Below are 14,681 nucleotides of genomic sequence, written 5' to 3' on the forward strand. Positions count from 1 at the left end.
AGAAAATGGCCCTGATATGGGCCATTATGAGGTAAATCACATGCTTCAAATGCTGACTTTAGAAGAATGGGCTGCGGAAAAATACCGGAGTAATCCTCCAAGTCTGAATACTTTACGTCGATATGCTAAAGAGAGCATGTTCACTCCCCCGGCCACCAAAGAAGGAAGATACTGGCGGGTAAGAGAGGACGCCGAGATTACAGGTAATTTAACCCAACCCGTTATTAAAAAATCTGATTCTCCTATGCTTCAAAGGATACTGTCTGATGGCTGCTCGACCACGTAAAAACAACGTTAAGATACCTAATCTTTATCCGCTCTACAGTCGTAAGGTAAATAAAATCTACTGGCGGTATAAGCATCCGGTTACAGGTAAGTTTCATAGCCTTGGAACTAACGAGGCCGAAGCAACAGCAATAGCAATCGAGGCCAATGAGCGACTAGCTGAACAGCGCACCAGGCAGGTTTTGGCTATCAGTGACAAGATCGCTTCCAGCAAAGGAAAGGCGATAACAACAAATACGTGGTTAGATCGTTATTGGAAAATTCAGGATGAAAGACTGGAGAACGGTGATATCAAGCCGAACACTCATAAGCAAAAGGCTAAACCAGTAGCCCTACTTCGCGAGAGCGTGGGAATGAAATTGATTTCATCCGTCGATGTTCGGGATGTTGCCCAGATACTGGAGTCCTATGTTGCAGCAGGTCAACCTAGGATGGCCCAAGTGATCCGCTCTGTTTTAATCGATGTTTTCAAGGAAGCCCAACATTATGGCGAGGTACCGCCGGGTTATAACCCAGCACTTGCTACAAAACAACCGCGCCGGCGGGTTAGCCGACAACGTCTTAACCTTGACGAATGGCAAAAGATTTTCGCGATTGCTGATGCCCGCAATCATTACATGGGCAATGCAATGCTATTGGCACTCGTTACGGGTCAGCGCCTCGGGGATATCTCCAACATGAAGTTTAGCGATATTTGGGATGATCATCTACATGTCGTTCAGGAGAAAACAGGGAGCAAGCTAGCGATCCCTCTATCCCTAAGGCTTAACGCGATTGACTGGAGTTTGAGGGATGTAGTTGCACGTTGCCGTGACTATGCAGTGAGTCCATACCTAATCCACTTCTTCCGGGCAACCTCAATGGCGGAACGTGGAGCGCAGGTTAAGTCGAATACCATAACAATGAATTTCAGTAAGGCCCGTGATAAAGCAGATATTAATTGGGGGGAAGGCGCACCAGCTACTTTCCATGAACAAAGATCTTTAGCAGAGCGTCTGTACGAAGCACAAGGAATTGATACACAGAAGTTATTAGGTCATAAGTCCCCCAATCAAACAGCTCGCTATCATGACGATAGAGGAAAAGATTGGACGAAGATTAAATTATTAGGATGATGGATTTTATTTATTAGAACACAGCCAGAACCAAAAGTTCATGGCTGTTTTTTTAGAAATCAAAGCCATTCGAGCTTATCTGATACCTTTGTAAGGAATTAACAAGCATTCCCTCAATAAAAGTATAATCATTGCTGTTTTTCATAATCAACAATCTATCAGTCATAAAATTATTAACCTTCAAGAGATTGCGTATTGCGTAAGAATCACCATTCATGAATGTTAAGTTTGCCTGTATTTTAGGTTCATTGTTTATGATATCGCGATTAGATTGATTTGGTATAATCAAATACCGCCCATAGTTTATTGCGGACCTAGAGGCATGAAGACTTCCGCCTTTTAAGTCAGACTGGACCATTAATACAGCCGCCGATAACCCAGCTTGTATTCTATCTCTTTGAACAAAATTATTACGAAAGGTATGACTACCGTAACTATATTCAGATATTAGCAACCCACCATTATCAATTATATCCAGGGCTAGTTTTTTATTTTCAGCAGGATATATTTTCTCGAGACCTTGAGCCATAACAGCTACAGTTTTCCCATGATTTTCAATGGCAGTGCGATGTGCAATTGAATCAATACCTTTAGCCAATCCACTGATAATATTCCAACCTTTATCAGAGAACCACTTAGTTATATTGGAAGCAATTATTTGTCCGTGTTCAGTGGGTTCACGGGTACCAATCACAGCAAGTGATTTTTGATTTAGAATTTTTACATCACCGGCACAGTATAAAATAACTGGGCGATCTTCTGTGGCTTTAAGAATTCCAGGATAGCTGTCATCGAAGATTGAAATTATTGAGTGGTTTTTATTCTGTGATATTTCTATGTTTTTATTGGCAAATTCTTTAGCCAAAACAATATCTTTTTGCGAAATTTCTTTAAGAGCTAATATACCGACTAATTCTTCTACTGAAAAAGAAGATAAGTCTTTTAACTTCTCTAAATTTGAAAGAGTCTTAGTGCCCACTCCCTGTAGGGCACTCAGAGTCAACAACTTAACAGTGTTATCTGAAATGTTCGACATCACTCATTCTCAGTGTAATAGCATTTTGGTTCTTGATTCCAACCCGTACAAGACAAGAACCTAACCCCTTGTTTTTTATTGAATTTTTTCACCATATTTCTACCGCATTTTGGACATGTTTTTTCAACAAAGCTTTCAGTATATTCACATTTATCAGACGTATCATTATAACCCGAACATCCCCAGAAATGTATACCACTTTGCTGATTTCGTCTTATTCTTAGTACGTGAGACTGGCATTTCGGACAAAGACGTTCTTCTTCAGAAATCGATACCGTTTTAGCCAAGCAAATTCCTAAGACATGCTTAACATTTTCAGCGCGTAGGAGCTCATATGCACGCTTTAGAGTTGCACCTGTAGTAATAACATCATCAAAAATCAAAATAGACTTACCTTGCAGGCGATTTCTATATTTTTCATTTAAATGCAGAGATGATTCAATTTCAATTGCTCTTTGGTCTCTTGGAAGAGCTTTAAGTGATTTCGCTCCTTCCTCAAACACAAATAAATCGTTGATAAAACTAGTATTAGACTGACTTTTTTGGGCTGCATTATCTAATACAAGTTCCAATCTCTGTTTTTTTTCTTTTTTTGATGGTATTACTGTTGCTATATCAAATCCTTTTTTGGATTTAAAAAATTCCGGCAATTTATCATTAGCATGAGCAAGAATATCTCCCCAATAATCAGGTGGAGTATAGTTTTCATCATGTTCCTTACTCGCAATTTCAATTGAAAGAGGGTGAGAATCATGAAGTTTAGTAGTAACCAAACTTTTTTGAGAGAAGTAACGGCCAAGACAAATTGTCGAGAGAGTATCACTTGCAGGAATAACATTAGCAGATTCATCTAAAGGAACGAAATAAAAACGCTTACGTTCAAATGAGAAGTTCTTATGCTGAGCACTCTTTTCGGCCATGAGTATGATATTTTCTAGTGTTTCACACTCATCTAAAAGAAACTCACTACTCAGCACTGCTGCCGGGACCTGTGAAACTGGTGTTCTTGATGCCCAAGAGGGCACAATTGGTATTACTCCAGCGTAGTAACTTGCTATTATATCTGTATAGTCGTCACCCACATATATGACCTTTTCAGGATGAGTTATTCCTAAGTTGCTTAAAGCAAGATGAATGCCTTTCGGATTAGGTTTCATTCCTGAACTACCGACATCAGTATATGTCACGATAGTATCAAATTTCGGTAAATCGAGCTGCTTGAGGACAATATCGGCATATTGACGACCTGAATTAGTCACTATTCCGACTTTTATGCCCTTAGAAATTAAGCCTGAAAGCAAATCTTTAGTATTGTTATAAGGTTTAATTGTTCTAAGTAATTCAGGCGTTATTTCATTATATGCCCCTCTTTCTCTAATATCTCTCAGTTTATTAGTTGATGCTAAAGTGTTATCAAGATCGAATAAAACAGCCTCAAGCTTCATGATGAACTCCATGTATATAGGATTATTCTAATATACAATCTCTTAGCTTTTTTGATAACTATTTTTGATAAATTTTTGATAACCGTTCGAAAGCGAATAATAAAAAAGGGAACCATTAGGTTCCCTTCTTAATTCGACTAAACTTCGAATTACATGTTCGCGATGATTGCGTCGCCAAACTCTGAGCATTTCAGCAGTTTAGCGCCTTCCATCAGACGTTCAAAGTCATAGGTGACGGTTTTTGCGTTAATCGCGCCTTCCATACCCTTAACGATCAGGTCTGCGGCTTCGAACCATTCCATATGACGGAGCATCATTTCTGCAGACAGGATGATAGAACCTGGATTCACTTTATCCTGGCCGGCATATTTTGGTGCCGTACCGTGGGTCGCTTCGAACAGTGCGCACTCGTCACCGATGTTCGCACCAGGGGCGATACCAATACCACCAACCTGCGCCGCCAGGGCGTCGGAGATGTAGTCACCGTTCAGGTTCATACAGGCGATAACGTCATATTCAGCAGGACGCAGCAGGATCTGCTGCAGGAACGCATCGGCGATCACATCTTTAATGATGATCTCTTTGCCGGTGTTCGGGTTCTTGATCTTCTGCCATGGACCACCGTCAATCAGCTCACCACCGAACTCTTCCATCGCCAGCTGGTAGCCCCAGTCTTTGAATGCGCCTTCGGTGAACTTCATGATGTTGCCTTTGTGAACCAGCGTCACAGAGTCACGGTCGTTGGTGATCGCGTATTCAATGGCCGCACGCACCAGACGTTTAGTCCCTTCTTCGGAGCAAGGCTTGATACCGATACCGCAATGCTCAGGGAAGCGAATTTTCTTCACGCCCATCTCTTCGCGCAGGAATTTAATCACTTTCTCTGCGTCAGCAGAGTCCGCTTTCCACTCGATGCCCGCGTAGATGTCTTCTGAGTTTTCGCGGAAGATAACCATGTCGGTCAGTTCAGGGTGCTTAACCGGGCTTGGGGTGCCCTGATAGTAACGAACCGGACGCAGACACACGTACAGGTCCAGCTCCTGACGCAGCGCAACGTTCAGGGAACGAATACCGCCACCGACTGGAGTTGTCAGAGGGCCTTTAATAGCAACGCGGTAGTCGCGGATCAGGTCCAGCGTTTCAGCTGGCAGCCAAACGTCCTGGCCATAAACTTGAGTAGATTTTTCACCGGTGTAAATTTCCATCCAGGAAATTTTACGCTCGCCTTTGTAGGCTTTCTCAACAGCGGCATCAACCACTTTCAGCATTGCCGGGGTAACGTCTACACCGATACCGTCACCTTCGATGAACGGGATAATCGGATTGTGAGGAACGTTAATCTTGCCGTTTTGCAGGGTGATCTTTTTACCTTCCGCCGGAACAACTACTTTGCTTTCCATTAACCTCTCCTTCGAGCGCTTCTGGTTGTTACTGATCTTATGTTAATAAATTGTAATGAGCCCTTCGATAGTACCTGATTGTCCGACGCCATGAAAGGTCTTCGTTAATAGGCTATAATGCGGCAATTGATAACGTCTGAAAATACCATGAAGAAAACTTCTTTTACAAAACACCGGGTTGAGCGATTCAGCTCACGACAAGCCGCCAGAAGACCACAAGAATCCCAGCCAAAGCGGGTTATTTTGTTCAATAAACCCTACGATGTTTTGCCGCAGTTTACTGACGAAGCCGGACGCAGCACGCTGAAGGATTACATTCCTGTTCAGGGCGTCTACGCCGCCGGCCGTCTGGACCGGGATAGCGAAGGACTTCTGGTCTTAACCAACGATGGTGCCTTACAGGCCAGGCTCACTCAGCCGGGCAAACGCACGGGAAAGATTTACTTCGTCCAGGTTGAAGGTGAACCGGATGAAGAGACGCTGGCGACATTACGCCGCGGCGTGACGTTAAACGATGGTCCTACGTTGCCTGCAGGTATCGAGCTCGTCAGCGAGCCGGAATGGCTGTGGCCACGCACCCCGCCGATCCGCGAGCGCAAATCCATCCCGACGAGTTGGCTCAAAATCACCCTTTATGAAGGCCGTAATCGCCAGGTTCGCCGGATGACCGCACACGTGGGCTTCCCTACCCTGCGACTTATTCGCTATGCCATGGGCAACTACACCCTGGATTCACTGGCAAACGGTGAATGGCGGGACGTTACCCCTTAAGGAGTCACTATGTTTAAACCGCATGTCACGGTCGCCTGCGTGGTTCACGCGCAGGGTAAGTTTTTGGTCGTAGAAGAGAGTATTAACGGCAAGGCGCTGTGGAACCAGCCAGCCGGGCACCTTGAAGCCAATGAAACCTTACTGCAGGCCGCCAAACGCGAACTGTGGGAAGAGACCGGTATCCACGCGGAGCCGCAGCACTTCATCCGTATGCACCAGTGGATTGCCCCTGATCACACTCCGTTCCTGCGCTTTTTATTTGCCGTCGAGCTTAGCGAAACGTGCGCCACAGAGCCGCAGGACGATGATATCGATCGCTGCCTGTGGGTCACTGCCGAAGAGATCCTGAACGCGCCAAACCTGCGCTCGCCGCTGGTTGCCGAGAGTATCCGCTGCTGGCAGGCTGCTGGTCGCCTGCCGCTTGAGGTGATTGGAGAATTTAACTGGCCGTTTACAGAGGGTGCCAATGGTGGGGGGGCGTGATAGAATACGCCGCCTTGAAGTTCAATGTCGTGAGTATTCCATGTCAGATAACAGCCAGAAAAAAGTGATCGTCGGCATGTCCGGCGGTGTCGATTCCTCCGTTTCCGCCTACCTGTTGCAACAACAGGGCTATAAGGTGGAGGGCCTGTTCATGAAGAACTGGGAGGAAGATGATGGCGAGGAATATTGCACTGCTGCTGCGGATCTCGCCGATGCGCAGGCGGTGTGCGATAAGCTGGGCATTGAACTGCACACCGTTAACTTTGCCGCAGAATACTGGGACAACGTCTTCGAGCTTTTCCTGGAAGAGTACAAAGCCGGTCGTACCCCGAACCCGGACATTCTGTGCAACAAAGAGATCAAATTTAAAGCCTTCCTGGAATTCGCCGCAGAAGATCTGGGCGCAGACTATATTGCGACCGGGCACTACGTGCGTCGTGCCGATGTGAATGGCAAAAGCCAGCTGCTGCGCGGTCTGGATGGCAACAAAGATCAGAGCTACTTCCTTTATACACTCAGCCACGAACAGATTGCGCAAAGCCTGTTCCCGGTAGGCGAGCTTGAAAAGCCGCAGGTGCGTAAAATCGCCGAAGAGCTGGATCTGATCACCGCGAAGAAAAAAGACTCCACCGGTATCTGTTTTATCGGCGAGCGCAAATTCCGCGATTTCCTTGGTCGTTACCTGCCGGCACAGCCGGGTAAAATCGTTACCGTCGACGGTGATGAGATTGGTCAACATCAGGGGCTGATGTACCACACGCTGGGCCAGCGTAAAGGGCTGGGTATTGGCGGCACCAAAGAAGGCAGCGAAGATCCGTGGTACGTCGTAGATAAAGATGTCGAAAACAATATTCTGGTTGTCGCTCAGGGCCACGACCATCCGCGTCTGATGTCCGTCGGCCTCATCGCACAACAGCTGCACTGGGTCGATCGTGAGCCGCTGAAGGGTACGCTGCGCTGCACGGTAAAAACACGCTATCGCCAGACCGATATCCCTTGTACCGTCACCGCGCTGGATGATGAACGCATTGATGTGCGTTTCGACGAGCCGGTTGCGGCGGTCACCCCAGGCCAGTCCGCCGTATTCTACAGCGGCGAAATCTGTCTGGGCGGCGGGATCATTGAACAGCGCCTGCCGCTGCCGGCCGTTTAACACGATTGCACACATAAAGGAGAACGTGTGGCGAAGAACTATTATGACATCACCCTGGCACTGGCTGGAATTTGCCAGTCTGCCCGTCTGGTGCAACAGCTGGCGCATCAGGGTCATTGCGATGCTGACGCGCTGCACGTTTCACTCAACAGCGTTATCGACCTCAACCCCGGTTCGACTCTGGGTGTCTTCGGTGGGAGTGAAACCAATCTTCGTCTCGGTCTTGAAACTTTGCTTGGCGTGCTTAACGCCAGTAGCCGTCAGGGGTTGAACGCGGAGCTGACCCGCTACACGTTAAGCCTGATGGTGCTGGAGCGTAAGCTCAGCGCGGCTAAAGGCGCCCTTGATACGCTCGGTGACCGCATTGCCGGGCTGCAGCGCCAGCTCGACCATTTTGATCTGCAGTCCGAAACGCTGCTCAGTGCCATGGCCGGCATTTATGTTGACGTCATCAGCCCGCTGGGCCCACGTATTCAGGTCACAGGCTCTCCTGCCGTGCTGCAAAGCCCGCAGGTTCAGGCAAAAGTCCGCGCCTCCCTGCTGGCGGGTATTCGTGCCGCCGTGCTGTGGCATCAGGTTGGCGGTGGCCGCCTGCAGTTAATGTTTTCTCGTAATCGCCTGACGACTCAGGCAAAACAAATTCTTGCTCATTGTTAACCTCCCGGAGTTGCGAATTATGGAATTATCCTCACTGACCGCCGTATCCCCTGTAGATGGACGCTACGGCGATAAAGTCAGCGCGCTGCGCGGGATCTTCAGCGAATATGGTTTGCTGAAGTTCCGTGTTCAGGTTGAAGTACGCTGGCTGCAAAAGCTGGCCGCCCAGGCAGCAATCAAGGAAGTTCCTGCTTTTGACGCCCAGGCAAACGATTACCTCGATAAAATCGTTGCTGACTTCAACGAAGAAGATGCTGCGCGCATTAAAACTATTGAGCGCACCACCAACCATGACGTAAAAGCGGTTGAGTATTTCCTGAAAGAGAAAGTGGCAAGCGTGCCTGCGCTGCATGCCGTGTCTGAATTCATTCACTTCGCCTGCACCTCAGAAGACATTAACAACCTGTCTCATGCGCTGATGCTCTCCACCGCGCGCAAAGACGTGGTGCTGCCTTACTGGCGTAAAATCATCGACGCGGTAAAAGCACTGTCTGTCGAATATCGTGATATTCCGCTGCTGTCCCGTACCCACGGTCAGCCGGCCACTCCCTCCACGATGGGTAAAGAGATGGCAAACGTGGCGTACCGTATGGAACGTCAGTATCGTCAGTTGGAGCAGGTCGAGATTCTGGGTAAAATCAACGGTGCGGTAGGTAACTACAACGCCCACATCGCTGCCTACCCGGAAGTGGACTGGCATCAGTTCAGCGAAGCGTTCGTGACCTCTCTGGGCATTAAGTGGAACCCGTACACCACCCAGATTGAGCCGCACGACTATATCGCGGAACTGTTTGACTGCATCGCTCGCTTCAACACCATTCTGATCGATTTCGATCGTGACGTGTGGGGTTACATCGCGCTGAACCACTTCAAACAGAAGACCATCGCCGGTGAAATTGGCTCCTCAACCATGCCGCACAAAGTCAACCCAATCGACTTCGAAAACTCCGAAGGCAACCTGGGTCTGGCGAATGCGGTGCTGCAGCACATGGCGAGCAAACTGCCGGTGTCCCGCTGGCAGCGCGACCTGACTGACTCCACCGTGCTGCGTAACCTGGGCGTGGGTATCGGCTACGCGCTGATCGCGTATCAGTCCACCCTGAAAGGTGTAAGCAAACTGGAAGTGAACCGCGACCGTCTGCTGGACGAGCTGGATCACAACTGGGAAGTGCTGGCAGAGCCCATTCAGACCGTCATGCGTCGTTATGGCATTGAAAAACCGTACGAGAAACTGAAAGAGCTGACGCGCGGCAAACGCGTAGACGCCGAAGGCATGAAACAGTTTATCGACAGTCTGGAACTGCCGGAAGACGAGAAAACCCGCCTGAAAGCGATGACCCCGGCAAACTATATCGGCCGTGCCATCACCATGGTTGACGAGCTGAAGTAACCTCCCTTCCCCCTTTCCGCCTGGAAAGGGGGCTGCTTTTCCCCGGTTTACTTAATGTTTATCCCCACAACAACATAATCAGCGTTAAACTATTCATACCATTCATATAGGGAGAAAAGATGATGCGCGTACTGGTTGTTGAGGATAACGCATTGCTACGCCATCACCTGAAGGTTCAGCTTCAGGAGATGGGTCATCAGGTGGACGATGCCGAAGATGCAAAAGAAGCCGATTATTATCTCAATGAGCACCTGCCGGACATCGCCATCGTCGACCTCGGATTGCCTGATGAAGACGGTTTGTCGTTGATTCGTCGCTGGCGGAGCCATGATGTCTCCCTTCCGGTTCTGGTGTTGACCGCACGTGAAGGCTGGCAGGACAAGGTTGAAGTGCTCAGCGCGGGCGCGGATGATTACGTCACCAAACCGTTTCACATCGAAGAAGTGGCGGCACGCATGCAGGCACTGCTACGCCGCAACAGCGGCCTGGCCTCCCAGGTGATTTCGATTCCCCCTTTCCAGGTTGATCTCTCCCGTCGTGAATTCTCGATCAATAATGAAGTCATTAAGCTGACCGCGTTTGAATACACCATCATGGAAACGTTAATCCGCAACAGCGGCAAAGTGGTGAGCAAAGACTCCTTAATGCTTCAGCTTTATCCGGATGCCGAGCTGCGTGAGAGCCACACGATTGATGTGTTGATGGGACGTCTGCGCAAGAAAATTCAGGCGGAGTACCCGCAGGACGTGATCACGACCGTCCGTGGTCAGGGCTATCTGTTCGAAATACGCTAAATGAGAGGGATCTTGCGTCATATTCTGCCCCTCTCGCTGCGGGTTCGCTTTTTACTGGCAACGGCCGCCGTCGTGCTGGTGTTATCCCTCTCCTACGGCATGGTGGCTCTGGTGGGCTACAGCGTCAGTTTTGATAAAACAACTTTTCGACTGTTGCGTGGTGAAAGCAACCTGTTTTATACCCTGGCGAAATGGGAAAACAACACGATCACCGTCGAAATGCCGGAAAACCTTAACCAGCAAAGCCCGACGCTGGCCCTGATTTATAACGAAAAGGGAAAACTACTTTGGGCACAACGCGATATCCCATGGCTGGTTAAAAGTATTCGTCCGGAATGGCTTAAGACCAATGGTTTCCACGAACTTGAAGCCGATCTGAACACCACCAGCTCGCTGCTGCGCGAGGACCGCTCCCTGCAGCAAAAGCTGAATGAGATCCGCGCAGACGATGCCGAAACAGAAATGACGCACTCCGTGGCGATTAACCTCTACCCGGCCACGATGAACATGCCGCAGTTAACCATCGTGGTGGTCGATACCATCCCGGTCGAACTTAAACGTTCTTATATGGTATGGAACTGGTTCGTCTATGTTCTGGCCGCGAATCTGCTGCTGGTAATCCCGCTGCTGTGGCTCGCCGCGTGGTGGAGTTTACGCCCCATCGAATCGCTGGCGAGAGAGGTGCGCGAGCTGGAAGAACATCATCGTGAGAAACTCAACCCGGAGACTACCCGCGAGCTGACAAGCCTGGTGCGTAACCTCAACCGTCTGCTGAAAAGCGAACGTGAGCGCTATGATAAATACCGCACCACCCTCACCGACCTCACGCATAGCCTGAAAACGCCGCTGGCGGTGATGCAAAGTACCCTGCGTTCGATGCGCAGCTCAAAGCTGAGCGTTGATGACGCCGAGCCGGTGATGCTGGAACAGATCAGCCGTATTTCTCAGCAAATTGGTTACTATCTGCACCGTGCCAGCATGCGTTCCGGCAGCGCGTTATTGAGCCGCGAACTGCATCCTGTGGCACCGCTTCTGGATAACCTCACCTCCGCGCTCAACAAGGTTTACCAGCGCAAAGGGGTCAATATCAGCCTCGATATCTCTCCCGAAATCAGCTTTGTTGGTGAAAAAAATGATTTCATGGAAGTGATGGGCAATCTGCTGGATAACGCCTGTAAATATTGCCTGGAATTCGTGGAAGTTTCCGCGCGTCAGACGGATAACGAATTGCATATTATCGTTGAGGATGATGGCCCGGGGATCCCGCGCAATAAACGTGATGTGGTATTCGACCGCGGTCAGCGTGCGGATACGTTGCGCCCCGGCCAGGGGGTTGGGTTAGCGGTGGCACGCGAAATCGTCGACCAGTACGACGGAAAAATTGAAACCGAAGACAGTTTACTCGGAGGCGCCAGAATGGAGGTCATTTTCGGTCGCCAGCAGCCCACATCGAACGATAGTTAACCCGTTATGTGAAAAATGCGAGGATCTCGCACCCAGGCTCCTGTGCTTCCGTTATAATCCGAGTCAGTAAGAGCCTGCGGAATAAAAAAATATGGATTATCACTTAACACTTAACTGGCCCGAATTTATTGAACGTTACTGGCAGAAACGCCCGGTCGTTCTTAAACGCGGGTTCAGCAATTTTGTCGATCCTCTCTCCCCTGACGAACTGGCCGGTCTGGCCATGGAGAGTGAAGTCGACAGCCGCCTGGTAAGCCACCAGGACGGGAAATGGCAGGTCAGCCACGGTCCTTTCGAAAGCTACGATCACCTCGGTGAAAACAACTGGTCATTACTGGTTCAGGCGGTTAACCACTGGCATGAACCGACTGCGGCGTTAATGCGTCCGTTCCGCGCCCTGCCCGACTGGCGAATGGACGATCTGATGATCTCCTTCTCCGTGCCAGGAGGGGGCGTTGGTCCGCATCTGGACCAGTACGACGTGTTTATCATTCAGGGTACAGGCCGCCGGCGCTGGCGCGTGGGCGACAAAGTGCCGATGAAACAGCACTGCCCGCATCCGGACCTGCTTCAGGTCGATCCGTTTGAAGGGATTATCGATGAAGAGCTGGAGCCGGGTGATATTCTCTATATCCCACCAGGCTTCCCGCACGAAGGGTATTCGCTGGAAAACTCGCTGAACTACTCCGTCGGATTCCGCGCACCAAGCGGTCGCGAAATGATCAGCGGCTTTGCTGACTACGTGCTGCAGCGTGAACTGGGCAGCCATCGTTACAGCGATCCGGATGTGCCTGCACGCGAGCACCCGGCTGATATTGTGCCAGCCGAACTGGACAAGCTTCGCGGCATGATGCTGGATTTGATCAATGAACCGGCGCATTTCAGCCAGTGGTTTGGTGAGTTTATCAGCCAGTCACGCCATGAGCTGGATGTGGCACCGCCAGAGCCGCCATACCAGGCCGACGAGATTTATGACGCACTGCAGCAGGGCGACAAACTGGTTCGTCTGGGCGGGTTGCGCGTACTGCGCATCGGTGAAGATGTTTTCGTTAACGGCGAGAAGCTGGACTCCCCTCACCGTCCGGCGCTGGAGGCTATTGCCAGCCACCTGACCTTAACGGCTGATACCTTTGGCGATGCGCTGGAAGATCCCTCTTTCCTCGCGATGCTCGCCGCGCTGGTGAACAGCGGGTACTGGTTCTTTGAGGACTAAACCGTAAAGAAAAGCGTGCCGGGTGGCGGCTTCGCCTGACCCGGCTTTTTTTGTCATTACCGCGCCGCGGTCAGCTCCGCAATTCGCACAATCACCTTCACCGCTTTTTCCATTCCTTCCAGCGTCACGAACTCGTGCTTGCCGTGATAGTTGTAGCCACCGGTAAACAGATTCGGGCAAGGCAGCCCCATGAACGACAGCTGCGAACCGTCTGTGCCGCCACGAATCGGTTTTAACAGCGGTTCAATATCACAGTCACGCATTGCCTGCTGCGCGATATCGAGGATATGCGGATGCGCCATCACTTTCTCGCGCATATTGTAGTAGCTGTCTTCGATAATCAGCTCGATATAGCAATCCGGATGCAGGCCCTTACCGACCTTTTTGGCTATCTCCATCATCTTACGTTTACGCGCTTCAAATGCTTTACGGTCAAAGTCGCGAATGATGTAGTGCATCTGCGCACTGTCTACGGTGCCCTTAATGCTGGTCAGGTGATAAAAACCTTCATAACCGTCGGTCTGTTCCGGGCTCTCTTCTGGCGGAACTTCCGCATGAATACGCGACGCCAGCGACAACGCATTCACCATGACCCCTTTGGCGGAGCCAGGATGAACGTTGTTTCCGACGATTTTGATTGTCACGGACGCGGCGTTGAAATTCTCGAACTCCAGTTCCCCTACGCCGCCACCGTCGACGGTGTAGGCCCACTTCGCGTTAAAGGCCTCTACGTCGAAGTGTTTTGCCCCCTTGCCGACCTCTTCATCCGGCGTAAAGGCGACACGGATATCCCCGTGCGGGATATTTTTCTCTTTCAGCACCGCCAGCGCCGTCATGATCTCGGCAATCCCCGCTTTGTCATCGGCACCCAGCAGCGTTTTGCCGTCGGTGGTGATGAGCGTTTGACCGAGCAGCTGGTGCAGCACCGGGAACATCACCGGCGACAGTACTTCGTCACCAATCCCCAGCGCAATGTCGCCGCCGCGGTAGTTTTCAACAATCTGCGGGTTCACATGTTTACCGCTAAAATCCGGAGAGGTGTCGACATGGGAGATAAAGCCAATCGCCGGGATATCACCGGAGACATTCGCAGGCAGCGTTCCCATCACAGTGCCTTTCTCGCTTAACGTGACGTTAACCAGCCCCATGGCGTCGAGCTGCTCTTTGAGCAGGTTTAATAACTTCCACTGGCCTTCGGTGCTTGGCACCTGGCGGACACCCGGTTTAGATTGGGTATCCAGCGAAACGTACTGTAAAAAACGCTCAAGTAATTTATCCATGCAGTCACCCTCACTTTTTGTGACAACATTATCAATAAGCATCAAAAGGCAAATATTGCGTCAGGTCACTTTTATCCCGCAAACGAGAATATTTTCCGTTTATATCGTATCCGTTAGTAAATGTAGCTTATGAATCAGTGACAAGGATTGGCGATTACAGTGGTTTGCCGTAGAATGTCCGCCCTCATTACGAGT

Annotated in this window: 14 protein-coding genes; 10 read left to right on the plus strand and 4 right to left on the minus strand. The window is 49.9% G+C overall.

Annotated elements, in window-relative coordinates:
- Positions 1-40 precede the first annotated feature (40 nt).
- Positions 41-286 (plus strand): excisionase, encoded by a 246-nt coding sequence (locus BJ887_RS20935; RefSeq protein WP_071787694.1) that lies wholly within the window; start codon positions 41-43, stop codon positions 284-286.
- On the plus strand, positions 267-1,400 hold the full coding sequence (locus BJ887_RS20940) for a site-specific integrase (RefSeq protein ID WP_121340381.1): 1,134 nt from the start codon (positions 267-269) through the stop codon (positions 1,398-1,400). The genes BJ887_RS20935 and BJ887_RS20940 overlap by 20 nt, the downstream gene beginning before the upstream one ends.
- 52 nt (positions 1,401-1,452) lie before the next feature.
- Here the strand turns inward: BJ887_RS20940 and BJ887_RS20945 are convergent, their stop codons facing one another.
- From BJ887_RS20945 to icd, 3 genes are all read right to left on the minus strand, one after another.
- Positions 1,453-2,436, minus strand: a complete 984-nt coding sequence (locus BJ887_RS20945; protein ID WP_047357249.1) for a DNA-processing protein DprA — start codon at positions 2,434-2,436, stop codon at positions 1,453-1,455.
- Positions 2,436-3,881: an HAD-IA family hydrolase gene (locus BJ887_RS20950; RefSeq protein WP_047357248.1), complete on the minus strand. Its 1,446-nt coding sequence runs from the start codon at positions 3,879-3,881 to the stop codon at positions 2,436-2,438. The genes BJ887_RS20945 and BJ887_RS20950 overlap by 1 nt, the downstream gene beginning before the upstream one ends.
- Before the next feature lie 149 nt (positions 3,882-4,030).
- Positions 4,031-5,281: an NADP-dependent isocitrate dehydrogenase gene (gene icd, locus BJ887_RS20955; RefSeq protein ID WP_014169617.1), complete on the minus strand. Its 1,251-nt coding sequence runs from the start codon at positions 5,279-5,281 to the stop codon at positions 4,031-4,033.
- Positions 5,282-5,398: 117 nt separating this feature from the next.
- Here icd and rluE point away from each other — a divergent pair, with 117 nt between their 5' ends.
- The 8 genes from rluE to BJ887_RS20995 all read left to right on the plus strand — a co-directional run bounded on the left by rluE (position 5,399) and on the right by BJ887_RS20995 (position 13,206).
- A complete protein-coding gene (rluE, locus tag BJ887_RS20960) occupies positions 5,399-6,052 on the plus strand; it encodes a 23S rRNA pseudouridine(2457) synthase RluE (protein ID WP_032681233.1) in 654 nt (217 codons plus the stop codon).
- Between the two features lie 9 nt (positions 6,053-6,061).
- A complete protein-coding gene (locus tag BJ887_RS20965; RefSeq protein ID WP_047955425.1) occupies positions 6,062-6,535 on the plus strand; it encodes an NUDIX hydrolase in 474 nt (157 codons plus the stop codon).
- Between the two features lie 40 nt (positions 6,536-6,575).
- The gene (gene mnmA / locus BJ887_RS20970) at positions 6,576-7,688 is read left to right on the plus strand and encodes a tRNA 2-thiouridine(34) synthase MnmA (protein ID WP_032670452.1); all 1,113 of its coding nucleotides are present in this window, start codon (positions 6,576-6,578) and stop codon (positions 7,686-7,688) included.
- A gap of 27 nt (positions 7,689-7,715) precedes the next feature.
- Positions 7,716-8,345 (plus strand): high frequency lysogenization protein HflD, encoded by a 630-nt coding sequence (hflD, locus tag BJ887_RS20975; protein ID WP_014169611.1) that lies wholly within the window; start codon positions 7,716-7,718, stop codon positions 8,343-8,345.
- A gap of 19 nt (positions 8,346-8,364) precedes the next feature.
- Complete coding sequence (gene purB, locus BJ887_RS20980) at positions 8,365-9,735, plus strand: adenylosuccinate lyase (protein WP_121340382.1); 1,371 nt, start codon at positions 8,365-8,367, stop codon at positions 9,733-9,735.
- Between the two features lie 122 nt (positions 9,736-9,857).
- Positions 9,858-10,529: a two-component system response regulator PhoP gene (gene phoP / locus BJ887_RS20985; RefSeq protein ID WP_032670531.1), complete on the plus strand. Its 672-nt coding sequence runs from the start codon at positions 9,858-9,860 to the stop codon at positions 10,527-10,529.
- The gene (gene phoQ, locus BJ887_RS20990) at positions 10,530-11,993 is read left to right on the plus strand and encodes a two-component system sensor histidine kinase PhoQ (protein ID WP_044857631.1); all 1,464 of its coding nucleotides are present in this window, start codon (positions 10,530-10,532) and stop codon (positions 11,991-11,993) included. It abuts the gene before it with no gap.
- Positions 11,994-12,084: 91 nt separating this feature from the next.
- On the plus strand, positions 12,085-13,206 hold the full coding sequence (locus BJ887_RS20995) for a cupin domain-containing protein (protein ID WP_032677894.1): 1,122 nt from the start codon (positions 12,085-12,087) through the stop codon (positions 13,204-13,206).
- A 56-nt stretch (positions 13,207-13,262) separates the two neighbouring features.
- Here BJ887_RS20995 and pepT read toward each other — a convergent pair whose 3' ends face one another.
- Positions 13,263-14,486: a peptidase T gene (pepT, locus tag BJ887_RS21000; RefSeq protein ID WP_047357245.1), complete on the minus strand. Its 1,224-nt coding sequence runs from the start codon at positions 14,484-14,486 to the stop codon at positions 13,263-13,265.
- Positions 14,487-14,681: the final 195 nt, after the last annotated feature.

Source organism: Enterobacter sp. WPR_3_1 (assembly GCF_003635055.1).
GTDB lineage: Bacteria > Pseudomonadota > Gammaproteobacteria > Enterobacterales > Enterobacteriaceae > Enterobacter > Enterobacter ludwigii.